Raw genomic sequence first — 23925 nt, 5'->3', positions numbered from 1 at the left:
GAAAAGACTGAAACGGGACATTCGTTGCATGACGTCGTCAGCCTGCAGCTTTTTTTCTAGCAATTGAACCCAGCTGAACCAAAGCCGCTAAAAACAATTGGAGGAAAGACTGAAACGGGACATTCGTTGCATGACGTCGTACCGTATTGTCAGCCAACTCCCGTTTTTTGCTTGCGTGAAATTCCAGAAAGGACTATAATGCTAGATATTGGGGCATTAGCTCAGCTGGGAGAGCGCAAGGTTCGCAATCTTGAGGTCAGGGGTTCGATCCCCCTATGCTCCACCAATTCGGTGTATCCCTCAACCCGTTTCATGGGTTGGGGTTTTATTTTTTAGGGGAGGGAAAAAAATTGAAGAAGCCGCTTTTCTTAGGAGCCCTGATCCTTGTGTTGGAAGTCTTTTTGTTGCCTTTATTCCAAGCGGAGGCCAAGGCGGAGCAGAAAAAAGAGGCCTCCTATGGGGCGTCATTTTCCTCGGAAGGCACGCTGTGGCGTCTTGATGCAGAAAATGTACCTGGACTTCCGCGCAATTATAGGACCTGTGACGATGCTTATCGGGCGATTCCTCCTCGCTACGCAAAGGAAGCCTCTTCCCGCATTCCCAGCCGTAAAGGGCTTTCTGAGCTCCACATCTCCGGGTCCAGCCAGTACTCTGAAAAAGGACTTGATGCGGTCCTTGCCGATCTTCGAAAAAGGACACAGGGACCCATCATCCTCGTTGACCTGCGCCAGGAGAGCCATGGCTTTTTGAACGGAATGCCTGTGAGCTGGTACGGAAAACGGAATTGGGCCAACCGGGGAAAGGGGCACTTTGCCGTACTTTTTGACGAAGCGAGGCGTATCCACGCCCTTTGGGGAAAAGACGTGACTTTTGTGCGTCTCAAAACGGATAAAAGGCCTCTTTCAACTGTTACCGTGAAGGCCGTACAGGTACTTACGGAAGCGGAACTTGCCGCTCAAAAAGGAGTGATGTATGTCCGCTTTACGGCAACCGATCATCTGTGGCCTGATGCAGGGGAAATTGAGCGTTTCCGCCGCTTTGCCGCGAATCTGCCCAAGGATGCCTGGCTCCATTTCCACTGTGTTGCCGGTGAAGGGCGGACCACAGCTTTTATGACGATGTATGATATGCTGAAGAATCCTGATGTACCCTATGAGGATATCGTCCTGCGCCAGCTGCGGATTGGCGGCGTCTATACGCCTTTTTTGGGGAAGGGGCTTTCAACGTGGAAGAAGCCCTATTATCGGGAAAAGAAAATTGGGCTGGAAGATTTTTATCAAAGGCTTCAAGATAATCAAAAAATTTCATCATAGCAGTAAAAGCGCCCTGCGCCAGCACGGAGATGCTCTTTCAAGGAACGTCTTCTTTGCTGTAGGGGCGCTTTTTTGTCGCTGTATGGACGTCTTTATGATATATTGATATAACGGTGAAAGATTTTTCCTAAATGATTTGCTGCATTTTTTGATGAAATTGGTTTTCCAACCAAAGGAGGATGAATGATGACACCTGACGAAAAAACGCGCTATTATGGGCGCATGGAAGAAAACTTTCCCCAGTTTTTAAAGGCTATGGAGCGGCTTGTGGCGGTCCCGAGCTATCTTAAGGATGACGACGACTATCCTCATGTGCCGGCCATCAAGAAGGTCCTTGATGAAACCATGGCCCTTATGAAGGACCTGGGGTATCGGACTTATACCGACCCAGATGGCTACTATGGCTGGGCGGAAATCGGTGAAGGAGATACCCTGATTGGTATTTTAGGTCATCTTGACGTGGTCCCGCCAGGACTGATCGATGATTGGAAAAGCGATCCTTTTACGGTTGAGTACCGGGAGAATAAAGTCTATGGCCGCGGCGTCCAGGATGATAAAGGCCCTGTCTTGACTGCTGTCTATGCTGTTAAAGCCCTTCTTGACGAAGGCTTTACCCCTCATTACCGTCTGCGCTTTATTTTTGGCACCGATGAGGAAAACCTCTGGCGCGGCATCAAGGTCTATATGGAAAAAGAGGAAAAGCCGGATTTTGGCTTCACGCCCGATTCCATCTTCCCCCTCATCCATGCCGAAAAAGGGGTTCTTGAATATACGCTCCATGCACCGAATGAAAGCGGCCTCACCTTTAAGGCCGGTGATGCCTATAATGTTGTTCCAAGCTACGTCAAGGCTCCTAAATCGCAGGCCCTTATAGAGGCGCTGGACCATCTCCATTATGAATACCGCGATGAAGGGGAGACCGTGGGCATCCTTGGCAAAGGGATGCATGCCCAGTTTGCTGAAAAGGGTGTCAACGCCATCCATCGCTTCCTGCTTGCCCTTGAGGCCATGGGACACCCGACAAAGGCGGCCCGTTTTGTGAAGGACAACCTGGAGGGGCATCTTTTTGCGGAACCTATTTTCGGCGAGGTCAAGGATGACGCATCAGGCGAGCTCAAGTTCAACCTCGGTAAGATTGAACTTACGGAAAAAGAAGAAATCCTGTCCATTGATATGCGCCTTCCCGTGACCTATCCAAAGGAAAAGGCGGTTGAAGCCATTACGCGAAAAGCGGCTGAATACGGCTTTACCTATCATGAGTTTGACTGGCTGAAGCCGGTCTATCTGCCCCTTGATTCGCCCATCATCAAAAAGCTCATGAATAGCTATGTCGAAGCCACGGGTGATACGGAGCATAAGCCCCTTTCCAGCGGCGGCGCCACCTATGCCCGGGCTATGGATAACTGTGTGGCCTACGGGATCATCCTTCCCGGCGTTGAAAAGAGTGAACATATGCCAAATGAAAACATGGTTGTTGATGATTATAAAACAGCGATGAAAATCTACATCCACACTTTTGTGAATTTTAACCGCTGATGCCTCCTCTTGCTTCCTGTTTTCGTACAAATAGAAAGAAGGATCCTTATGTCAGATACACAAGCTAAGAAAAAGAAACAAATGCTGAGCTCTTATTCCATTGTATTTTTGGTCCTGATCGCTGTTGCTATCCTGACTTGGTTTGTCCCTCAATCAGTTGTCGTTAAAAACAATGGGACAAAGGAAATCATTTACAACGCCATTATGGTCAAGGACGAAGTGGTAACCGGACAGGGCCTGCAGCCCATGGGCCTGTGGGACATCTTCATGGCGCCGATCCGGGGCTTTGTCAAGGCCGCGCCTGTTGGTTTTGCCATCCTTATGGCGGGGAGCTTCCTGCACCTCATGAACTATGTCGGCGCCATGAATTCAGCCATTGGCTGGCTCCTCAAGCGGTTTACGGGAAAGGCCCTGATCATCGTTCTCATGTTTGTTTCCGCCTTATTTGGCGCGGTCTATGGACTGTGGGAAGAAATCCCCGCTTATTCCATGGTCGTCGTACCCCTTTTTGTACTTGCCGGGTATGACGTCATTACAGGGATTGGTGTCCTTTTTGTCGGAGCTACAGCGGGCAACATGGCAAGTATTGTCAACCCCTTCTCCTTGGGGGCCGCCGTAGGAGCCATTGGAACCGATGGATTGTCCATGGGCAGCGGCATGCTGCTGCGCATTGTCATTTTCTTCGTCCTTTACCTTGTTGGCCTCGTCTATATGCTCCACTATGCCGACACAGTCAAGAAGGATCCGACAAGATCCATTGTCCACGGTCTTGATATCAAGACCCTTGTTGATGAAGATCACAAGATGGAAGAATTTACGAGCCGCAAAGCTTGGTCCATTGCCCTGCTTGTCGTCATTATCCTGGCCCTAGTCTGCGGGTATATGCCTTGGGATGCCATCAAGTTTGCTGACGGCAGTACCATGAAGGATGCAGTGAATCTGCCTTTTCGCAGCCTGGCCAAGGTTCCTGTTCTGGGTGATTTGTTTGGCGCAGGTCATTATACGGAATTTGGCGATTGGTATTTTGATGAATTTGCCTTTGTCTTCTTTGTCGGTGCCCTGCTCTTGGGCCCTATCAACAAGATTCCCGAAGCGGAATTTGTTCGCGAATTTGTTGCCGGTGCCCGTGAAATGTTGGGCGTTGTTCTCGTCCTCACCGTGGCAAACGGGATTTCTGTCATCATGGGCAGCAAGACGGCTGGCATGAGCGTCACTTTCGTGTACTGGATCCAGAATGCCCTTCAAGGCGTTCCCGGCTGGGCCTTTGCCATTGCAGCCGCCCTTGCTTATGTGGGCATTGGGTTCTTTATGCAGTCGACAAGCGGTGTTGCCGGCATCACCATGCCAATTCTTGGCGCGGTAGCCTATGCGCTTTTCCAAAGTGCACCGATTGGTTCCATTGGCGGGCAGGTCATGCTCATTGCCGCTTTTACAATCGGTCTTAACTTTACGAGTGCCATCTATCCCAGTGCGACCAACATGGGGACCCTTGAAATCTATCAGATCCCCTATGATCGGTACTTGTCCTTTATGCTGAAGATTGATGTCGTTATGCTCATTGTCGGTATCGCGATTGTGTCCGTGGCTCCGATGCTGGGCATCTTGTAAGTCATTTTTGGCGCTGCGGAAGCGGCGCCGCAATTAGATGAAGGTGAGCCCCTTGCTCTTGAAGAAAAGGGGGCTCATCTTTTTTATGATACGAAAAAGGGAAATTATTGTGATTTTCCTGCCATTTATGGTCCATCACTTTTTTTCTTGTGACAGATAGGGTATACTTTTATCTGTCGCATATTTTTTAGAGGGAAAAGAAAATCGAGGGGGACTTTCTTATGAACATCGTTATGGAACTTGCGCTGATTTTCGGCGTTTGTCTCGTTGGGGTCATGGCGGCATCCATCATGCCCTTTGCCGTCCCATACAGCGTCATCAGCCTGCTTATCCTGATGACCTTGCTGTATCAAAAGGCCATCAAGCCCTATCAGATTGAAAAAGCGAGCCGCTTTTTTATAGATAATATGGGCATCTTCTTTGTACCGGCCGTAGTGGGCACGATGGAATACGTGGAGACGCTGAAAAACTATCTGCTGCCCTTTTTGGTCATTACACTTGTGACAACGCCGCTGATTTATTTTGTGACGGGGTGGACTGTCCAGCTGATGCTGCGCCATGGGAAAAAGAAGGGGGTCCGCCATGCTTGAGAATCTGACGGCTACGCCTTTTCTTGGCCTTTTTCTCATCCTTGTCTGTTGGATCTTTGGTGTCAAGCTGCAGAAAAAGACGGGGTGGCTTATCTGCAATCCTGTACTGACGTCTTCTTCTATGATTGTCCTTATTCTCATGGCAACCGGCATTCCCTTGGACCATTTCCGTACCGGTGGATCGCTTATTTGCATGCTCCTAGGGCCTGCTACGGCTGTGCTTGCCCTTACGATCTACCGGCAGAAAGCCATTTTGCATGAACATTTCCTGCCCATCCTCATCGGCTGCGCTTTTGGCAGCCTTGTCAGCATTGCCGCGGCCGTTGCCCTTTGCCATCTTTTTGGGACCAATTCCATTTTTTCGGCGTCCATGCTTCCTAAGAGCGTTACGACAGCCATTGCGCTGGGGATTTCCGAAAGCGGCGGCGGAATTCCCGGCATCACGGCGGCCGCCGTTGTCATTACGGGAATTGAAGGGGCCGTCCTGGCGCCCTTTCTGGCCAAACATTTCAAGATCACCGATCCCGTTGCTGAAGGCGTTGCCATTGGGGCCTGCAGCCATGCCATTGGCACGATGAAGGCCTTGGAAATTGGCAAGATCCAAGGGGCTATGAGCTCCATATCGCTTTGTGTCTGCGGGATTATCACGACGGCGTTGGCGGTTGTGTTTATGTGATTTTTAGTCGGAGCAAAAATCGCTCCGATTCGATGCACGAGGTGCCTTCATTGCCTTTTCAAGATTTATGACATGGCAAAGATGGCACGGCGCCAAACCGCCCTCCTCATCCATTACCCACTCCCGCAAGCAAGCCTTTTTGGTGGATACCCCCACCTTGGTCAGGCGGAACGGCTTTCGCCGCTCCAAGGCGAAAAAACGAAGGGAAAAACACAGAGGCAAAAGAGCGTAACGCAAAAGATGGTCAGGCAAAAGAACATAAGAAAAGCCCAAAACTGAACGTAGATATAGGTTCGGTTTTGGGCTCTTATCTTATATTCAGGCTTTGTAAGAAGCGGGTCTTTTTGAAACGGAGAAAGCACAAGGGCGCTTGAAACGTCCCCCGTCCGGTCTTTTCCCTTTGAACTTGATGCAGCGCATCAATCCGTCTTGCTAAGGCGGGGGACCGAAAACGGGAAATTTCCATAAGCCTTTATCACCAAAATATTCCGGTTTTGGGGGTGGATGAGAGGCTATGCGACGTATCCCTGCAAGCGGCAGTGAGGACCCTTTGCAGGGAGTTTTGAAGCGCTGGCAAAAGTCCGGGAAACGTGGCTGAGGGTGAATTTAAACGGTCCTCTCCCGTAGGGCGTTTTGGGGCGGAACCTTATTGCTGCCATCATGCTTCTTAGAACATGAGTTCCTTGCCTTAGCCTCATCTTTTCTAAAGCAAGGGGTTCCCATTCTGCATCCAATCAGCCCACTCCTTGGGCTGATTTACTTTTTTCCTCCAATTTCCAAACTTGCAATATACCGCTCCAAAGCATTGATGTAGCTTGTGCCAAGGCGGCTCAAATGAATCTTTTTATGTGTAATATAGCCGATATGGATGGTATCTTCTTCATCCAGGGGAACGGCAATGATGGATTCACCATTGAGGCGTTTATCGATGACGCCGCTGCAGACGGTATAGCCATTAAGGCCAATCAACAGATTAAAGAGCGTGGCCCGGTCAGTGACGCGGATATTCTTTTTGCGTACGACTGTACTGAAGATCTCTTCCGAAAAATAAAAGGAGTTATGATCGCCCTGAACGTAGGAAAGGTATGGATACGGTTCCAGTTCTTCCATGGTGACCTTGTCCCGATCATGGAGGGGATGGGTGTTGGAAATGAAGATATGGGGGGAGGTCGAAAAGAGCTCATGGAAGACGAGGTCGTGGGTCTTGAAGAGCTTTTCCAGGACGGCACGATTGAAGTCGTTCATATAAAGGATGCCGATTTCACTTTTCATATCCGCTGTATCACGGATAATTTCATAGGTCTGGGTTTCCTGGAGGCTAAAATCATAGGTGTCGCGGCCATATTCCTTGATCAGGTCTACAAAGGCATTGACTGCGAAGGAGTAGTGCTGAGTTGAAACACGAAATTCCTGCTTGCCGCCGGCTTGGGTCTTGTAGTGGGATTCAAGGAGCGCGGCCTGTTCCAGGACTTGACGGGCATAGCCCAAAAAGATTTCTCCTTCATGGGAGAGGAGAACCCCTTTGTTGGTTCGTTCAAAGATCTTGATGCCCATTTCATTTTCCAGTTCCTGTACGGTTTTCGTAAGGCTTGGCTGGGAGATGAACAGGGCCTTGGCTGCGCCGCTCAAGGTACCTGCTTCGGCAATGGCGACGATATAGCGAAGCTGCTGGAGAGTCATGACTTCTTACTCCTTTCTGGTGCCGCCATTGGGAAGGAGCTTTACAACGACAGTGACGGGAGTCCCCAAGGCTTTGCGGATCCATTTCATCAGGGCGTTCAGCTGCTTCATTTCAATGAGGGGATCCTTGCGGGCGATGAGGGTAAGCTGGGCCGTTCCATCCAGGTCGCGGGCCTCCACATCAAGGATATCTCCCATGTGGGGATGATCCAGGCTTTCGGCGATGGCCACAATGACCGCTGCTCGCGTCAGGTCTTCAATATCCTTATCGGTGATCAGTTTCCTGTAAGGCTTGTTGCGCAGGTAGGAGCGATTTACCCCGTGGTGCCAGGCGGCAATGATGGAGGCAAAGACGATGTCCATATGGCTCATGCCAAAAAGCCGGGCATTTTCGATGATGTAGCCGCTGTGCCGTGTGTGGTTGTAGTAGTTGATGGTGATCCCTGTATCGTGCAGCAGGGCCGCCGTTTCCACAAGGTCCCGCCAGCGTTTTTCCGGCAGTTTGTGAAAGCGTTTCCAGCCGTCAAAGATCCTCAGGGCAAAGCGGGTCACGAGACGGGCATGCTCCTCATCCGGTACATATTGGTGAATCATGTCGTTGCGGCTCGTTTCAAGGATGTTGGGCGTAATGAGGGGCATGTTTTCGTGCTGGTGCCGGTATTCGCAAAAGAGGCCCTCCCGGAGTCCACAGCCGGAGATGATGAGCTTTTTCGAATTGCATTTGTCCGCCAGGGCCTTGATGATGGAGCTACCGGCGACGATGACATCTGCCCGGTCACTCGAAAGGCCAGGAATCCGGCGGCGCATCCCCGGCGGCGTCGACAGGAGCCCTTTGTACCAAATGGCAAAATCGGTTATGTCGAACTGGAAGTTATGCAGCTTGGCCGTAAAGTACTTGATCCGCTTTTCTTCTACTTTCCCAATGGAACGGGCCGTACCGCCCACGCCGACAAGGGGCAGTCCGCAGCCGCTTAGCCAAGGCGCCTTTTTCATCTGTTCGGCAATGAGTTTCTGCATGGTCTTCATGTCTTCGCGGCCGCGCATAGAGCCCTGTCGGCTTTGCTTTGTCAGGTTGACGCAGCCAATGGGCAGACTGACGGAATCAATCAGCTTCCGGTTCCGGACAAGGATGACTTCTGTCGAACCGCCGCCTAGGTCAAAGATCACGGCATCTTCTACATGGATGGTGTTGACGACGCCAAGGTAACTCATGAAGGCTTCCGTCCTGCCCGAAATGATATCCAGGTCAACGCCGGTTTTTTCCTTGACGGCCCGCGTCAGTTTCATGCCGTTTTTGGCATTCCTGATGGCAGCTGTGGCTACTGCGACCATATCTGTTACGTGGAAGAAACGGCACATGGAAGCAAAGCCTCGGATGCAGTCGATGGTGCTCGTGAAAGCCTCTTCTGTCAGATAGCCCTGGGCATCGGTCTTGAGCGCCAGACGCAGGGGATCTTTCTGGTTATAGACGAGGTGGCTCCCTTTTTGGCTTGAGATTTCCATGATGACAAGCCGTGCCGAGTTGGAACCTACGTCTATGATTCCGATTCGTTTCATATTGTTTCTCCTATGGAATTTTGTTTTTCTTTTCCTCTATATTAGCAGTACCCTGTAAAGAATCGGTAAATTAATCGATGAAGGGAAGAAAACGTGCTACAATGAAAAGAAAATAATAGATTACTGTTAGTATAACACGATTTCTAGGCGGTGTGACAGGTTTTCCGCCGATACCCATAAGATTGAGACGGGAGGCATACTATGGCAAAGAAAAAACAGCTGGCTGCCATCATCCATTTAGGCTCGGAACGGGTCACGATGCAGCTGATCGAGTACACGGACCTTTATGATGTGACCGTTGTCGATGAAGCTAGTCAAGCTGTCCGTCTGGGAGAAGAGACCTTCAAGACGGGGCGCATCTCAACCGAGACGATGCAGGTGCTCATTGATATCCTGAAGGGTTTCCGCCGTCTCATGAAGGATTACGGGGTCAAGGACTATGTCCTTGAAGCAACGACAGCCGTGCGGGAAGCGCGGAATCGGACGTTCTTTTTGGATCAGGTCCTTGTGAAAACAGGATTTGTCATGGATGTGATCAACCTGCCCCAGGAAATCTTTCGAAAGATGGCATCCCTTAGCTGCCATTTGCAAGCCCATAAGAAAAAGGTGGAACATAAAGGCGGACACCTTCTTGTGGACCTATCGAGCGGGGCCATGGGCTTTACCTATGTGCGCAGGGGCGAAATGGAATATCAGCAGAACCTGCATGTGGGGCTGATCCGGATGAAGGAATACTTCACGCGCAATGAACAGGCCAGTATCCATTTCGGTGAGGCCCTGCGGGAGTATATTCGGGCCAATCTTTTCCCTGTCATGCAGGAACTGGAAAATAAGCCTGTCGAGAGTATGTTCATCAGCGGCGTTGAATCAAGCTATTTGCCGCGGATCTTGAAAAAAAAGCCGGACAAAAACGGCCTTATCAAGGTCGGGGCAGGGGATCTTGAGGAAATTCTCCTGCACCTTAGGACCCTTTCCCCCCGCCAGCTGACAAAGGTCTATGCCCTATCTGAGGAAGAAGCAGACCTGGTCCTTCCGGCGGCGACCCTTTATGAGGAACTTATCCGGGCGGCTGGATCGTCGTTTGTTTATATCGTGACCAATCGCTTCATTGACGGGATCAGGGCCCTTTATATTGCCCGAAAGAAGGATCCAGACTTTATGGCGTATATGCAGAGCATCCAGATGAGCCAGATTCGAGGTGTAGCCCGCCGCTTTGGGACCAATCTTGTCCATGTGGGCCTTGTGGCAGATCTTTGTGAAGCCATCTTCAAAACAGTCGCCAAAAGTGAGGGGCTTGATAGTGCTGACCTCCATCTGCTCCGCGCTGCCGCCCTGCTTCATGGCGTGGGAAAGTTCTTTTCCCTGCGCGCGGGGAAGCTTTACAACTATGAGCTGATCCAGGCAACGGACTTTCTGGGATTTGGCCCCAAAGCGCAGCAGACCATCGCGTCTGTATCCTATCTTTTTTCCCTGCCGTCGCCTGACGCCATGTCGCCAGAAGCTTACGACCGGGAGATTTCCGCAACACCTACGGTGGCCAAACTGGCAGCCATCCTGCGTCTTGCCGATGCCCTTGATGTCAGCCGCAAGCAAAAGATTACGGGCTGCCGGACCGTCATGAAGGACAATCAATTCCGCGTCATCGTCACAAGCCGCGAGGATCTTTCTCTCGAGCGCTGGACCTTTGAAAAACAGAGCGGATTTTTTGAAGAAGTTTTTGGCCTTACGCCAATCCTGGAACAAGTGGAAAGGTGAGTGGAACCCCTATGGATCTCAAAAAGCCCGAATATTACATCAATCGGGAACTGAGCTGGCTGAAATTCAATCTTCGCGTCCTGCGTGAAGCTGGCGTCAGGACCCTGCCCCTTTTGGAACGGCTTCGTTTTGTGGCCATTTCAGCGTCGAACCTTGATGAGTTTTTCATGGTTCGTGTAGCAGGACTTGTGGGCCGAGAGGAATCCGGTATCGAACGGCCCGACATTGCGGGACTTTCTACACGGGAGCAGCTCACGGCCATTGCGGCGGCTACCCATAGTGAAATGAAACTCAAGTACCGCTATTTCTTTGCCCTTGTAAAGGAACTGGAAAAGTATGCCATTTCCTTTTCCCGGGTGGAGGATCTTTCGGGAAAGGCACGGGAAAGCCTTGAACAGTACTATAAGGAAATGGTCTTCCCCGTTCTTACGCCCATGGCCATTGATGCGTCACGGCCCTTTCCCTTTCTCGCCAATAAGTCCCTTAATATTGCCCTTGAACTGCGGGATGCCAAGCAAACCCGTAAGATTGCCTTTATTCAGGTGCCTAGCGTTTTGCCCCGCGTCATCCCGGTGAAGGGGGCGGGGGATGAAAAATCCTTCGTTTTTTTGGAAGACCTCATCATGACACACTGCAGGGAGCTCTTCAAAGGATTGACCATCCTTGATGCGGTGCCTTTCCGCATTACCCGTGACTCGGATCTTGAGGTTGATGAAGATGAAACCCAAGACCTCATGAAGGAAATCGAACGTTCCTTAAAGAAACGCAAAAGAGGGAGCGCCGTCCGGCTTGAAATCAATCCGGAAAAAGGTTCCTTCCTGAAGGACTTCCTCAAGCAAAAACTTGACCTTGTGGACGATGAAATCTACGAAGTGCGGGGCCCGCTTGACCTTACGTTTCTTTTTGGCTTCATCGGCCAAAAAGGGATGGAGTCCCTGTGCTTCAAGCCTTACACGCCTCAAGTGCCGGCTGAATTGACGCCCGGTCTTTCCCTTTTTGACCAGATCCGGGACCGGGATATTTTGCTCCATCATCCTTATGAAAGTTTTGACCCTGTCGCAGATCTCATCGGGGATGCTGCCGAAGATCCCAAGGTCCTTGCCATCAAGCAGACCTTGTACCGTGTCAGCGGGAATTCCCCCATTGTCGCGGCCCTTGCCAAAGCGGCAGAAAACGGCAAGCAGGTGACGGCACTTGTGGAACTGAAAGCCCGCTTTGATGAGGAAAACAACATTGTCTGGGCCCGCCGCCTGGAACGTGCCGGCTGCCACGTCATTTATGGTCTTGTGGGGCTGAAGACCCATTCCAAGATTACCCTTATTGTGCGCAAGGAAGAAAGGGGAATCAAACGGTATGTCCATTTGGGGACGGGCAACTACAATGATAAGACGGCCAAGCTCTATACGGATTTTGGCCTTCTTACGGCAAACGATGAATTTGGGCAGGATGCATCCGCCTTTTTCAATGTCCTTTCTGGTTATTCCGAGCCGCCGACCTTCCATAAGCTCATCATGGCTCCCTTGGGCCTGAGGGAGCGGATGACCGAACTGATCGATCGGGAAATTGCTCATGCCAAGGCGGGAAAGGAAGCCTATCTTATTGCCAAGATGAATTCCCTCATCGATCAGCCCATGATTGCCAAATACTATGAAGCCTCCCAAGCTGGCGTCAAAGTCGATCTGATTGTCCGTGGAATCTGCGGTCTCCGTCCGGGTATCAAAGGGCTGTCGGAAAATATCACGGTCCGTTCCATCATTGGCCGTTTTCTTGAGCATCACCGGGTCTATTATTTTTGGAATGACGGCCAGGAAGAACTCTACCTTTCCAGTGCAGACATGATGCACCGCAATCTCAGCGAGCGTGTGGAACTCATGTTCCCTGTTGAGCGCCATGCCCATATTGAACGCATCAAGGCTTTTCTTGATCTGTGCCTCAAGGATAATGTCGGAGCCCATATGGAGCTTTCAAACGGGAATTACCGCCGCGTCTATGCTCATGGAAGGGAAAAAGTCAGCGTCCAGGAACGCATGATGGCCTGGTCCATGGCCCATGCACCCAAAAAGAAATTACCCCTTTCCCAGCGCCTGAAGCCGGTTTATCATAAGGAATCCTGACTGCTTTTGAGGTCCTGTTCCGCTTTTCTTGGGACAATGGGACCGGACTTTTTGTGCGTCTCCTAGAAACTTCCCGTGCATCGAGTCCATCCTTTATGATATAATGGGGCTATCACTTGAAAAGAGGATGGTTTAACAGTATGGCAATAAAAAGTGTCACTTTAAATTATAACGGCCATTATGGCGCGCTTGACTATAACGAGGAAACCAAGGAATTGACTGTCACCATCAAAGGCGAGACTGAAATCGAGCAGAAAGTCCTGGACTTTCTTGCAGCACCGCACAAGATGGAAGTTCCTATTGACGCCTGTACCTATCATTTCGAAGAGCGGACCTTCCTTGCTCGTGACAGTTGGAAGGACTGCCAGCAGGTATTGACCCGCCTTTGGGTCAATACGGGCGTTTTGGTGGAGTGGAGCATGCCGCCCCACATGGTGGAAGACTTGTAAGGGTTTCCGAACGGAAGGCCCGTCCTGAATAAAGACGCGGCCTTTTTTCTATTTTTCCCCCAGGATAGCGGTGGAAACAATAGAAAGGTCATTCCGTCTTTTAGATCATAGGTTATACACAGGGTTATCCACAGGGATTGTGGATAACCTTCAATTTGGTGAATAACTTTCTTCACTGTACTGAAAAGGCCCATGAATGGGAACATTTTATCGTGGATAACTTGACTGTTCCCGCGTGTGAAAGTCCCACCTGCCTTTGGCATAGACGCTGAATGAAAAATCAAAGAAGGCGGCTTGCGTGCGGTTTTTTTTAACAACAATCTTTGGGAACCCATCTTCCCACAAGGCAAAAAGGCTGCTGCCTGAGTCCAAACCAAACGCAGCTGGCATGATCAATCGATGAAGGGACACCTCCCGCCGTAAGGAAGGGGAAAGGGACCACTTTTGGTATGAAAGGGGCATACATATAAATGGCTGACCGATTTTATGAACTGCACGTCGCAGGTGTAACAAGAAAACTTCCAATCCTCAATGTCAATGACAAACTGGCCATTGCAGGCTTTGTCATCCTAGGTGATGTGGAGCTTGTGGGAAAGGCCGCGGCAGCACTTGTCAAACGCGTGCCGCCGGAAACAGAAATTATGGTGACCGCTGAAACCAAGGGCATTCCCTTGGTTCATGAAATGGCGCGCCTCATGGGCATGCCGCGTTATGCCATTGCCCGAAAGTCCATCAAGGCTTATATGGAAAATCCTATCATTGTTGAAGATCACTCCATTACAACCAAGGGAAAACAGATCCTTGTCCTTCAAGATGAGGATATTGCCCTTGTCCGCGGCAAGAAGGTCCTTCTTGTGGATGATGTCATCAGTACGGGCGGTTCCATCAAGGCCTTGGAAGAACTCATCGAAAAAGCGGGCGGCACGGTGATTGGGCGCATGGCCATCCTCGCTGAAGGGGACGCCATGAACCGCAAGGACATCGTGACCCTAGAAAACCTGCCGCTATTTGACGCCCAAGCCTAATTTCCATTGCTTGACCAGGGCTAATTTGAGGGGAACTGATTTCACATTACAGCAGAAAAGGAGACAAAAAACATGACCACTGCAACCGAACGCTTCCTGAAGTACATCGCTGTCAACACAACTTCCGTAGATGATGCCGACGTGTACCCATCCAGTCCGAACCAAAAAGTCCTGGGAGCCCAGATCGCGGAAGAAATGAAAGCTATGGGCCTTACGGATGTAATCCAAGATGAATATGGCTATGTCATGGGGACCATCCCCGCGACCAGTGAGAAGGGGCCTACCATTGGCCTTATCAGCCATCTTGATACGAGCAATGCTGTAAGCGGCGGCCCGATCCATCCTGCCTTCGTGGATTATCAGGGGGGCGATATCATCCTTAACAAGGAGCAGGATATCGTCATGACGCCAAGTGTTTTTCCCTGCCTCAATGAAGTCAAGGGAAAACGGCTCATTGTGACGGATGGAACGACTCTTTTGGGGGCTGACGACAAAGCCGGTGTGGCTGAAATCATGACCCTTGCCGAGCGTCTTCTTCGCCCAGATGCCCCTAAACATGGAAAAATCCGCATTGGTTTTACACCGGATGAGGAAGTCGGGGAAGGGACGAAGTTCTTCGACCTTGAAAAATTTGGTGCCCAGATTGCTTATACCGTTGACGGCGGAGCCTTGGGTGAACTGGAATATGAAAACTTCAACGCGGCTACGGCCACCATCACCATCAAGGGCGTGAGCGTCCATACGGGAAGTGCCAAGGATCAGATGATCAATGCGGCTGCCGTGGGCTGTGAATTCCAGTCCTTGCTGCCGGAAAAAGAGCAGCCTGTTTATACCGAAGGGTATGAAGGATTCTACCATCTGTCTTCCATCGAAGGCAGCTGCGAGCACTGCGAAATGAAATACCTCCTGCGCGAACATGACGCTGAAAAATTTGCTGCCCAGAAAAGAAAAATTGAAGAAATTGGCAGGGAGCTGAACGAAAAATGGGGAAGTGGTGTCGTAACGGTCTCCATCCGTGACTCCTATGCCAATATGCGTCCTATCATCGAAAATCATATGGAACTGGTCGATGAAGCCCGTCATGCCTTTGAAGCCTGCGGGGTGAAACCCATCGTGCAGCCTATCCGCGGCGGTACGGACGGTGCGCGTCTCAGCCATAAAGGACTGCCTTGTCCGAACCTTTCGACGGGCGGTTACCTTTTCCACAGCCGTTATGAATTCATTCCCCAGGAATCCTTGGAAACCATGGTGGATGTGCTGGAAAAATTGGTGGTTGGACTGAGTAAGTGAGTTTTTTAGATAGAGCAGAAATGGCTTCGATTTGAGGCAGCTAGTGAGCCCATTGTATCCATGGAAGGGAAGATTCCATGGATACAATGGGCTCCTGTCGTATTTCGCAAAAAGCGCTCACGCTTGGACAGCTATAGGCGAAAGGGGGGCAGGAGTGGCATAGACGCCAAGTGGAGCGGCTCTACTCATTGCTGCCGTCAAGAGCTGCGTGAAGCGGCCTTTTTTATTTTTATCATAATAAAAAAGTTCCTTCCCCTAGGAAGAGGAAGGAACTTTTTGTTCCGAGAGAGAAAGACCCCGTGTGCGGGGAATGAATCAATAGAGACTTAGTCTTCGCGCAGGCTGTCCATGGGTTCGCCTGTTTTTGTGACTTCGACGGCCTTAGCATAGCTTTCAAGCAGAAGTCCGTAGTTCGTGAAAATCCGAGCCCAGACGTTGGCCCATTTTTCCCAGTCGTCACGATGCCAGGTCTGCTGGATTTCGGCAATGGCAGAAGACGTGTCCATAGGAATGACACCGGCTTGGACCATCCGGGCGAGGGAAATTTCTTCAGCCATCTTGGAATAGGTGCCGGATGCATCAGGCAGGGCAAAAACTTTGTAGCCATCACGAACCGCGCTGATGGCCGGGAAGGCGAGGCAGACGCTTGTGACGGTACCGGCAATGATGAGGGTCTTGCGGCCTGTTTTCTTTACGGCTTCGACAAAGGCAGGGCAGTCCCAGGAGTTGATTTCACCGCGGCGAGGAACATAGACGGCATGGGGAGCTGCCTGGTGGATTTCAGGAATGAGCGGACCATTGGGGCCTTGGGGAACGGATGCCGTCGTAATGACCGGGATGCCGGCAAGGGTGGCTGCTTCTGCAAGGGCAATGGCATGGTCGCGGACCCTTTTGAAATCCATATCGTTGATGCACTGGAAAAGACCGCTCTGATGGTCGATGAGGAGCATAACCGCATCCTTTGGATCGATTTTCGGAGCGTCTCCATTAAAGTTTTTGTAAAGTTCATTCATGATGATAACCTCCTTATTTACTAGGGTTTGTTGTATGTACATCTTATCAGGAATAAATATCTGTTATCAACAGACAGATTTCGAATTTTGTATAGTAAATCCCTATTCCTTATCCTGACGATGGTATAATGGAATCAAGGAGGGACGACCATGAGCGAAAAGATGCTTCCCGTGCGGACAAAGAGCACACGCAATCATATTAAGGATACCTTTTTGGTTATGCTGAAAAAGAAACCTTTCCTGAAGATCCGGATTACGGCTCTCTGCCAAAAGGCTGGAATCACAAGAGAGACCTTCTATGCCCATTATCTTGATATCTATGATTTGGTCGATGACATCATGAATGACGCGCTTATTTTTTTGGATTCCATAACGGATCGAACCTGTCATGAGTCTTTTGAGGATCTATGGGATGTGGTCCGGCAAAATGACCTTGCTGTGTTTAAGGCTTATAATGACCGCCTGCCGCCTTGTCATCGCCTCATCGATATTCCCAAATACCATCCTCTCATGAAGGATGATACGATTTTGCCTCTCATGATGGAAAAAATCTTCGCTATGGAAAAAGGCCATTTCATTGCTTATATGGCAGAAAAAGGGGGCATTCCGGCCCATATCACGGAAAACATCTTTTGGAGCATCATCAACGGGTCCATGGCCGTCAATAAGAAGATTGGCTGGTGCAAGAATACGGAATGGTACGAGCTGCAGCTCCAGCTCCTACGGTTTACCATGTATGGACTGGAGGGACTGGGGGAGCCTGGAACGCGGCCCTTGGTGAGGGAGATGGATTCCCTGAAATGACGCCATTTTCTCTTGGTGATCAGACGGAGCACGGTTTTTTGACGTGTCTTCCGTCTTTTTTTTATGGAACCGCATGGTGTGCCTTCTGTGCCTGCGTCCTGGTTTTTACGATAAAAACGCAGAAGGAGCATCCTTGCAGACAACCTGTTACTTTTTTCCTTTTTTCATTGCCTATCTTTTTTCTTTGTATTACAATAGGGACATTGTAAGAGAAGGGGGCCCAGCCATGAAAATCAAGGAACTTCTAGAAAGTCCCAAAGTAACCATATCATGCGAACTTTTCCCGCCTAAAAAGGGAACAGAACTGCAAAATGCCATGGATATTGTCCATGCCATTGCCATCGATGGGGTGGACTATATGAGTGTCACCTACGGCGCTGGCGGCACCGCAGTCGGCAAGAGTCTTGCGATTGCCTCCGAGGTCGAGCGGAGCGGGGTCCCGGCCTTGGCGCATCTAACTTGTATCGGCGCAAGAAAAGATGGCATTGCCCGCGTCCTTCACGACATGAAAGCAGGCGGTATTGATAATGTCCTCGCCCTGCGTGGTGACCGTCCTCAAGGGATGGACGAACTGCCGGAGTCAGACTTTCCCCATGCCAGCGACCTCGTCCGCTTCATCAAGGAAACGGGAGATTTCTGCGTGGGCTGTGCTACTTATCCTGAGGGGCATCCTGAATCGCGGACGCTGGATGAAGACTTGGAGAACATGAAACGCAAGGTGGAGGCAGGCTGCGATTTTCTCGTGACTCAAATGTTCTTCGATAATGAGATGTTCTATAACTTCATGTATCGGCTCCTGGCCAAAGGGGTCCGTGTTCCTGTTGTGGCCGGCGTCATGCCGATTACGAACGCAAAGCAGGTGGAACGCATCTTTACCCTCAGTGGAACGCCCATTCCCAGCAAGCTGCGGGCCGTGGTGGAGCGCTTTGGTGATCATCCGGAGGCCCTGCGCCAGGCGGGGATGGCGTATACGACGGGTCAGATCATGGACCTGATTGCCAACGGATTCAACCATATCCATGTTTATACTATGAATAAACCGGAAGTCATTGGCGGCATCCGCCGTTCTCTTTCGGAAGTCATTAAATTGTAAGGAGTCCAAGATGGCACAAGTAAAGATTCCCTTTGATGAAAAGGAAGCCGTTCGCTATTTCGGTGCCAAAAAAGATGATCGGGAAGCGGCGCGCCTTGTTGATGAAGCGTTTATCGCCCTTCGCAACGAAGTCCAGCCGCGTTCCGTGAAACGGCGTCTTTCCTGCCGCGTCACGCCCCCTTGTGACGGCAGGATGGGCCGCGTGGAACTTGCGGGCGGTACGGTCTTTGAAAGCAGCCAGCTTGCCAAACACCTTTTGGGCTGCACGGAAGTGATCCTTTTTGGGGCCACCTTGGGCAGCCGCTTTGATATCGGCATCCGACGCCTCAGTCTGCAGCGGATTGCCTATGGAGCCGCGGCTCAAGCCGTTGGTGCAGCGCTTATTGAAAGTTACTGTGACGAGCTGGAAGCGGCATGGAAGGGAAAGTTATCTGCTGAGTTTACCTACCGGACACAATTTTCTCCAGGGTATGGGGATTGGCCGCTTACGGAGCAGGAAAAGATTTTTCGCCTCTTGGAGCTGCCTAAGAAAATCGGCCTAACCTTGACGGCAGGAGGCCTAATGGCGCCTATCAAGTCCGTAACGGCTGTGATTGGCATCGACCACGGCCTACAAAATGAAACCAGAAAGGAACCGGATGATCGTCATGGCTCGTGCAATGCCTGTACGGCCTTGAACTGTCCTTTCCGGAAAGAGGAACCTTGACGATGGAGATTCGAGAACGGTTAGAAAAGGAACGCTTGTTTTTTGATGGCGGCATGGGAACCATGCTCCAAAGCGCGGGGCTTATGCCGGGCGAGCTGCCGGAACTGTGGAACCTGAGCCATGCTGATGTGATCCAAGGCGTCCACGAAGCCTATATCAGGGCAGGGGCCCAAATCATCAAGACCAATACCTTTGGCTGCAATGGCCTCAAATTTGGAAAGGCCCATGGTACGCCGGAGGTTTCGACTCTTGTTACGGCAGCGGTGAAACTTGCCCAAAAGGCCTTCCAGGCTTGCGGCGAGAAAGGCTGTGTGGCCCTTGACCTAGGACCGACAGGAAAGCTTCTCCAGCCCTATGGAGACCTTCCGTTTGAAGAGGCTGTGTCCCTTTACGCGGAAGCGGTCGAAGCAGGGAAAAAAGCCGGTGCTGACCTTGTCCTGATTGAGACCATGAGTGATACCTATGAGGCCAAAGCGGCAATCCTAGCCGTAAAGGAACATTCCGACCTGCCTTTTGTGGTGACCTTTACGTTCGACGAAGAAGGAAAGCTCCTAAGCGGCGCTGATGTGGAAACGGCCATGATTGTTGCTTCCTCCCTGGGAGCTTCGGCTGTTGGTTTCAACTGCGGGCTGGGACCCAAGGAAATCAGCCGCCTTGTGCCCCGCGCCCTTGCGGCAACAGACCTGCCTCTAGCGGTCAACCCGAATGCCGGTCTTCCTATCACGCACAACGGCATCACGCATTTTGAGGTGGGACCGGAGGAATTTGCCGCAACCATGCTGGAATTTGCCCCCCAGACAGCCCTTTTGGGCGGCTGCTGTGGGACAACGCCCCAGCACATCAAGGCCCTTGCTGAAAGCTGCGGCGACCTGCCGATTCCGAAAAAACGGACAGGGGCCCCGGAATGCATTACCGGCTATGGTTCCCCCGTTTGTTTTGACCGTATGCCTGTCATCATTGGCGAGCGCATCAATCCGACGGGGAAAAAACGGCTCAAAGAAGCCCTTAAGGCCGGCAATATGGATTATGTGTGCCAGCTTGCCTTGGAGCAGATTGACAAAGGAGCCCAGGTCCTTGACGTTAATGTCGGCGTACCCGGTATTGATGAACCGGACCTCCTTGAAAAGGCGGTTCGGACCCTTCAGTCCATTACGCCCCTGCCGCTCCAGATCGACACGGGGGATATCAAAGCCATGGAACGGGCCCTGCGCCTTTATAACGGACGGCCTCTGCTTAATTCCGTAAATGGCAAGATAAGTTCCCTTTCGTCAGTCCTGCCCCTAGCAAAGAAGTATGGGGCAATGGTGGTTGGACTTTGTCTTGATGATGACGGGATTGCGGAGTCGCTGGAAGGCCGGCTCAAAAGCGCACGCCGCGTCATTGAGGGCGCCAAAAAGGCGGGGCTTTCCGAAAAGGCACTGCTTCTTGATCCCCTTGCCATGACCATCAGCACGGGGGGACAAAATGCCCAGATTGCCCTTTCCATCATCGCTACGCTCAAAAAGGCAGGACTCAAGACGGTCATGGGGGTTTCGAATATTTCCTTTGGCCTTCCGCAGCGGGACGCTGTCAACAGTGCCTTTTTTGCCTCGGCTATGCAGCTGGGCCTTTCGGCAGGCATCATCAATCCCAATTCAGCACCGATGATGGAAACCTATCTTGCCTATGGCGCCTTGAGCGGGTACGACACAAGCTGCAAGGCCTATGTTTCCTATTTTGCGGATCTGCCAACAGAAAAAAGGGAAACCCATGCCCCGGCCACCAAAAAAGACAGCGGCGAACAAGGCCGCTATGCCCTTGACGAAGCGATTGAAAAGGGCCTCATCTCACCGGCTGAGACGGCGGTTGCAGCGCTTTTGGATGAAGGAAGGGACGCACTTTCCATCATCAATGAGTATATGATTCCAGCCCTTAACCGCGTGGGCGACGCCTTTGAAAAAAAGAGCCTCTTCCTGCCCCAGCTCCTCATGAGTGCCGACGCGGCCAAAGCAGGCTTTGAAATCATCAAGCAAGCGATGCTCCAAAAGGGTACGGATCGGGGAAAAGGCGACCCTGTCATTGTCGCTACGGTGAAGGGAGACATCCACGATATTGGGAAAAATATTGTCAAGGTGCTTCTTGAAAACTATGGCTATGATGTCATTGATCTTGGCAAGGATGTGCCGCCCGAGGCCATCGTGAAAAAGACCTTGGAACGGGATGTAAAGCTTGTGGGCCTTTCGGCTCTCATGACAACGACTTTGGGCTCCATGGCAGAAACCATCCAGCAGCTTCGCAAGAAGGCCCCGGGGTGCCGTATCATTGTTGGCGGCGCCGTCATGACCAAAGAGTATGCAGAGGAACTGGGTGCGGATGCCTATGCAGGAAATGCCGTTGCGGCCGTAAGCTATGCCAATGCCCTTTTTCGCAATAAGTAAGGACGGAGCAGCCCGTCTTTGAACACTCTTTTCACAATCTTTGTTAAATAAAGAAATTTTTCATTTTCTTCACAATTTTGTTGTGTTAGAATAAAAAATATACAAATAAATTAAGAAAGAAGATGAACTCCTATGACAGCAAAACCGGTTATCGGGATCTCTGGCAGCCATATGGTTGATGGCGGCGGGCAATTTCCGGGTTATCATCGAAGCTATGTGAACCACGATTATGTCCGTTCTGTTACGGAAGCGGGCGGTATCCCCCTCATCATTCCCTTCAATGAAGAGGATGATGTCGCAGAAGCTCTTATGGACCGCGTCGACGGGCTTCTTTTATCGGGCGGACACGATGTATATCCCCTCCTTTATGGGGAAGAACCTTGCCGGCAGATTGGTGCGGTGTGGCCGGAACGGGATCATTTTGACATGCTGCTCCTTAAGCGGGCAGAAGCACGGAAAATCCCTGTTGTCGGGATCTGCCGCGGTCTGCAGATCATCAATGTAGCACACGGAGGGACGCTTTATCAGGATCTTTCCAAGGATCCCAATTCCTTTGTGAAGCATTCCCAGAACCAGGATCCAGCGACGGCAACACATACCATTGAAATCGATCCCCAAAGTCGGCTGGCTTCCCTGCTTGGCCGTACGGAATGGGTCACGAACAGCCATCACCACCAAACCGTGCACGAAGTGGGCCAAGGACTTCTTGTTACGGCCCGTGCCAAGGATGGTACCGTGGAATCCCTGCAGGGGACGGGAGAAAGCTATCTCATGGCCTATCAGTTCCATCCGGAAATGATGTCCATTCACAGTGAGCCTGCACGGAACCTATTTGTGGACTTTATCAAGGAAGCGGAGGCGCGCCATGGGAACAGATAAAAAAGATAAATTTGGTCTTTGGAGCATTGTCCTTCTCGGCATCAACGGGATCATCGGGACGGGGATCTTTCTTCTGCCAAACCGGGCCTATGCCCTGATGGGACCATCAAGTCTCCTAATCCTTCTTTTTGATGCGTTTCTTGCTGGCTGCCTTGCTCTTTGCTTTGCGGAAGTTGCCGGTTTCTTTTCCCGGAATGGGGGCCCGTACCTTTATGCCAAGGCCGCTTTCGGGGATTTTGTCGGCTATGAAGTGGGCGTGCTGAAGCTCGTTGTGACCATCATTGCCTGGGCGGCTATGGCCGTTGGCTTTGCGACGGCACTGGGCGCGGCCTTCCCGGTTTTTGCCGGCGACACCATGAAGAACCTCATTGCCGCTGTGCTCATTGGCGGGCTCACCATCATGAATATTGCAGGGGTCAAGATTTCAAAGATCCTCAATAACATCATGACCATATCCAAATTGGTTCCTTTGTGCGTCTTCATTGCTGTGGGCCTGTTTTTTGTCAATGGCAGCAATTTCACGCCTTTTGTTCCGACCCACATGGCTGACGGAGCTTTTGCCAATGCCGCTATTACCATGTTCTTTGCGTACACGGGATTTGAAGCCATTGCGGTTGCTGCTGAAGACTTCAAGGATCCTAAAAAGGACCTGCCTCGGGGCATTATCCTGACCATGATCATTGTTACCATCATCTATATGCTTGTCGTGGGGATCTCCATTGGCATCTTGGGACCGGATCTTGCAGTGGACAAAGCTCCTATCCAGACTGCCTTTGGCCGCGCCGTTGGACCCATTGGCGCTTACTTCATCCTGATTGGAACGCTCTTTAGTATGGGCGGCATCAATCTTGCTGAATCCTTCATTGCACCGCGGGCGTGCACGTCCCTTGCTGAAGACGGTATGCTGCCGGCTTTTCTCAATCGGCGCACGAGCTGGGGCACGCCGTGGGCATCAAGCGTCGTCGTTGCCGTTCTCAGCATCCTTCTTGCCTGGAGCGGCAGCTTTACGACCCTTGCCGCCATCAGTGCCGTAAGCCGGTTCACCCAGTACCTGCCGACGGTCCTTTCGGTCATTGTCTTCCGCCGCAAGTGGAAGGACAGGGAACGGACCTATAAGATTCCCGGCGGTATCTTTGTTCCGGTCGTTGCCTTTGTAACGAGTCTCTGGATGCTCTCCAATGCCAAACCGATGCAGCTTGTCTGGGGCCTTGGCGGGATCCTTGTCATCGCACCCTACTACCTTGTCTATAAAAAGAAAAAAGACGCTGGTCTTATCAAAGATCACGACGAAGAAGCCTGATTCAGGGGAGACTGTGAAAAATGCGTGATTCATTTTTCGCAGTCTCTTTTTGCACTTCTTATGCCCCTTTTTCGAATATGGCTCCAGATTGGCCCAGATGCTAGGAAAAACGCGAAGCAG

General features: G+C 51.1%; 19 protein-coding genes and 1 tRNA gene. 17 read left to right on the top strand and 3 right to left on the bottom strand.

The genetic code is table 11. The features are described 5' to 3' along the window. Window positions 1–210 precede the first annotated feature (210 nt). The 6 genes from QZQ08_RS06785 (at window position 211) to QZQ08_RS06760 (ending at window position 5723) form a co-directional block, all read left to right on the top strand. A tRNA-Ala gene (locus QZQ08_RS06785) sits at window positions 211–286 on the top strand. Between the two features lie 64 nt (window positions 287–350). Further along, a complete protein-coding gene (locus QZQ08_RS06780; RefSeq protein WP_296329820.1) occupies window positions 351–1313 on the top strand; it encodes a protein tyrosine phosphatase in 963 nt (320 codons plus the stop codon). Window positions 1314–1496: 183 nt separating this feature from the next. Next, complete coding sequence (locus QZQ08_RS06775; RefSeq protein WP_296329815.1) at window positions 1497–2849, top strand: Sapep family Mn(2+)-dependent dipeptidase; 1353 nt, start codon at window positions 1497–1499, stop codon at window positions 2847–2849. A gap of 48 nt (window positions 2850–2897) precedes the next feature. Next, a complete protein-coding gene (locus QZQ08_RS06770) occupies window positions 2898–4457 on the top strand; it encodes a YfcC family protein (RefSeq protein ID WP_296329812.1) in 1560 nt (519 codons plus the stop codon). Between the two features lie 221 nt (window positions 4458–4678). Then, the gene (locus tag QZQ08_RS06765; protein ID WP_296329809.1) at window positions 4679–5047 is read left to right on the top strand and encodes a CidA/LrgA family protein; all 369 of its coding nucleotides are present in this window, start codon (window positions 4679–4681) and stop codon (window positions 5045–5047) included. Further along, entirely contained in the window at window positions 5040–5723 is a 684-nt protein-coding gene (locus QZQ08_RS06760) for an LrgB family protein (RefSeq protein ID WP_296329806.1), read from the top strand. Before QZQ08_RS06765 ends, QZQ08_RS06760 begins: the two co-directional genes overlap by 8 nt. 756 nt (window positions 5724–6479) lie before the next feature. Here QZQ08_RS06760 and QZQ08_RS06755 read toward each other — a convergent pair. Then, complete coding sequence (locus tag QZQ08_RS06755) at window positions 6480–7403, bottom strand: LysR family transcriptional regulator (protein WP_296329803.1); 924 nt, start codon at window positions 7401–7403, stop codon at window positions 6480–6482. Between the two features lie 6 nt (window positions 7404–7409). Further along, on the bottom strand, window positions 7410–8960 hold the full coding sequence (locus tag QZQ08_RS06750; protein ID WP_296329800.1) for a Ppx/GppA phosphatase family protein: 1551 nt from the start codon (window positions 8958–8960) through the stop codon (window positions 7410–7412). A 201-nt stretch (window positions 8961–9161) separates the two neighbouring features. Here QZQ08_RS06750 and QZQ08_RS06745 point away from each other — a divergent pair, with 201 nt between their 5' ends. From QZQ08_RS06745 to pepT, 5 genes are all read left to right on the top strand, one after another. Beyond that, complete coding sequence (locus QZQ08_RS06745) at window positions 9162–10715, top strand: hypothetical protein (protein ID WP_296329797.1); 1554 nt, start codon at window positions 9162–9164, stop codon at window positions 10713–10715. Window positions 10716–10726: 11 nt separating this feature from the next. Next, on the top strand, window positions 10727–12829 hold the full coding sequence (locus QZQ08_RS06740) for an RNA degradosome polyphosphate kinase (RefSeq protein WP_296329795.1): 2103 nt from the start codon (window positions 10727–10729) through the stop codon (window positions 12827–12829). A gap of 140 nt (window positions 12830–12969) precedes the next feature. Next, a complete protein-coding gene (locus QZQ08_RS06735) occupies window positions 12970–13278 on the top strand; it encodes a hypothetical protein (RefSeq protein ID WP_296329792.1) in 309 nt (102 codons plus the stop codon). Between the two features lie 470 nt (window positions 13279–13748). After that, window positions 13749–14303 (top strand): phosphoribosyltransferase family protein, encoded by a 555-nt coding sequence (locus QZQ08_RS06730; protein ID WP_296329787.1) that lies wholly within the window; start codon window positions 13749–13751, stop codon window positions 14301–14303. A 72-nt stretch (window positions 14304–14375) separates the two neighbouring features. After that, on the top strand, window positions 14376–15593 hold the full coding sequence (gene pepT, locus QZQ08_RS06725; protein WP_296329784.1) for a peptidase T: 1218 nt from the start codon (window positions 14376–14378) through the stop codon (window positions 15591–15593). A 326-nt stretch (window positions 15594–15919) separates the two neighbouring features. On the opposite strand, the gene QZQ08_RS06720 is transcribed toward pepT, so the two are convergent. Next, window positions 15920–16606 (bottom strand): isochorismatase family protein, encoded by a 687-nt coding sequence (locus tag QZQ08_RS06720; protein WP_296329781.1) that lies wholly within the window; start codon window positions 16604–16606, stop codon window positions 15920–15922. Window positions 16607–16756: 150 nt separating this feature from the next. Here QZQ08_RS06720 and QZQ08_RS06715 point away from each other — a divergent pair, with 150 nt between their 5' ends. From QZQ08_RS06715 to QZQ08_RS06690, 6 genes are all read left to right on the top strand, one after another. After that, a complete protein-coding gene (locus QZQ08_RS06715) occupies window positions 16757–17410 on the top strand; it encodes a TetR/AcrR family transcriptional regulator (protein ID WP_296329778.1) in 654 nt (217 codons plus the stop codon). Window positions 17411–17636: 226 nt separating this feature from the next. Continuing rightward, window positions 17637–18503, top strand: a complete 867-nt coding sequence (locus QZQ08_RS06710) for a methylenetetrahydrofolate reductase (protein ID WP_296329775.1) — start codon at window positions 17637–17639, stop codon at window positions 18501–18503. Window positions 18504–18513: 10 nt separating this feature from the next. Then, window positions 18514–19209, top strand: coding sequence for a vitamin B12 dependent-methionine synthase activation domain-containing protein (locus QZQ08_RS06705; RefSeq protein WP_296329772.1), 696 nt, complete (start codon window positions 18514–18516; stop codon window positions 19207–19209). Window positions 19210–19211: 2 nt separating this feature from the next. Continuing rightward, window positions 19212–21626: a homocysteine S-methyltransferase family protein gene (locus QZQ08_RS06700; protein ID WP_297898935.1), complete on the top strand. Its 2415-nt coding sequence runs from the start codon at window positions 19212–19214 to the stop codon at window positions 21624–21626. Between the two features lie 132 nt (window positions 21627–21758). Continuing rightward, the gene (locus QZQ08_RS06695; protein ID WP_296329764.1) at window positions 21759–22505 is read left to right on the top strand and encodes a gamma-glutamyl-gamma-aminobutyrate hydrolase family protein; all 747 of its coding nucleotides are present in this window, start codon (window positions 21759–21761) and stop codon (window positions 22503–22505) included. Beyond that, window positions 22492–23805: an APC family permease gene (locus tag QZQ08_RS06690; RefSeq protein ID WP_296329761.1), complete on the top strand. Its 1314-nt coding sequence runs from the start codon at window positions 22492–22494 to the stop codon at window positions 23803–23805. Before QZQ08_RS06695 ends, QZQ08_RS06690 begins: the two co-directional genes overlap by 14 nt. Window positions 23806–23925 lie beyond the last annotated feature (120 nt).

Source organism: uncultured Acidaminococcus sp. (assembly GCA_900538365.1).
GTDB lineage: Bacteria > Bacillota > Negativicutes > Acidaminococcales > Acidaminococcaceae > Acidaminococcus.
This window is presented reverse-complemented; position numbering and strand designations above follow the sequence as displayed.

Coding starts and splice junctions, on each gene's coding strand:
- QZQ08_RS06775 (WP_296329815.1), top strand. CDS start 1,497: ATGATGACACCTGACGAAAAAACGCGCTATTATGGGCGCATGGAAGAA.
- QZQ08_RS06770 (WP_296329812.1), top strand. CDS start 2,898: ATGTCAGATACACAAGCTAAGAAAAAGAAACAAATGCTGAGCTCTTAT.
- QZQ08_RS06765 (WP_296329809.1), top strand. CDS start 4,679: ATGAACATCGTTATGGAACTTGCGCTGATTTTCGGCGTTTGTCTCGTT.
- QZQ08_RS06760 (WP_296329806.1), top strand. CDS start 5,040: ATGCTTGAGAATCTGACGGCTACGCCTTTTCTTGGCCTTTTTCTCATC.
- QZQ08_RS06755 (WP_296329803.1), bottom strand. CDS start 7,403: ATGACTCTCCAGCAGCTTCGCTATATCGTCGCCATTGCCGAAGCAGGT.
- QZQ08_RS06750 (WP_296329800.1), bottom strand. CDS start 8,960: ATGAAACGAATCGGAATCATAGACGTAGGTTCCAACTCGGCACGGCTT.
- QZQ08_RS06745 (WP_296329797.1), top strand. CDS start 9,162: ATGGCAAAGAAAAAACAGCTGGCTGCCATCATCCATTTAGGCTCGGAA.
- QZQ08_RS06740 (WP_296329795.1), top strand. CDS start 10,727: ATGGATCTCAAAAAGCCCGAATATTACATCAATCGGGAACTGAGCTGG.
- QZQ08_RS06735 (WP_296329792.1), top strand. CDS start 12,970: ATGGCAATAAAAAGTGTCACTTTAAATTATAACGGCCATTATGGCGCG.
- QZQ08_RS06730 (WP_296329787.1), top strand. CDS start 13,749: ATGGCTGACCGATTTTATGAACTGCACGTCGCAGGTGTAACAAGAAAA.
- pepT (WP_296329784.1), top strand. CDS start 14,376: ATGACCACTGCAACCGAACGCTTCCTGAAGTACATCGCTGTCAACACA.
- QZQ08_RS06720 (WP_296329781.1), bottom strand. CDS start 16,606: ATGAATGAACTTTACAAAAACTTTAATGGAGACGCTCCGAAAATCGAT.
- QZQ08_RS06715 (WP_296329778.1), top strand. CDS start 16,757: ATGAGCGAAAAGATGCTTCCCGTGCGGACAAAGAGCACACGCAATCAT.
- QZQ08_RS06710 (WP_296329775.1), top strand. CDS start 17,637: ATGAAAATCAAGGAACTTCTAGAAAGTCCCAAAGTAACCATATCATGC.
- QZQ08_RS06705 (WP_296329772.1), top strand. CDS start 18,514: ATGGCACAAGTAAAGATTCCCTTTGATGAAAAGGAAGCCGTTCGCTAT.
- QZQ08_RS06700 (WP_297898935.1), top strand. CDS start 19,212: ATGGAGATTCGAGAACGGTTAGAAAAGGAACGCTTGTTTTTTGATGGC.
- QZQ08_RS06695 (WP_296329764.1), top strand. CDS start 21,759: ATGACAGCAAAACCGGTTATCGGGATCTCTGGCAGCCATATGGTTGAT.
- QZQ08_RS06690 (WP_296329761.1), top strand. CDS start 22,492: ATGGGAACAGATAAAAAAGATAAATTTGGTCTTTGGAGCATTGTCCTT.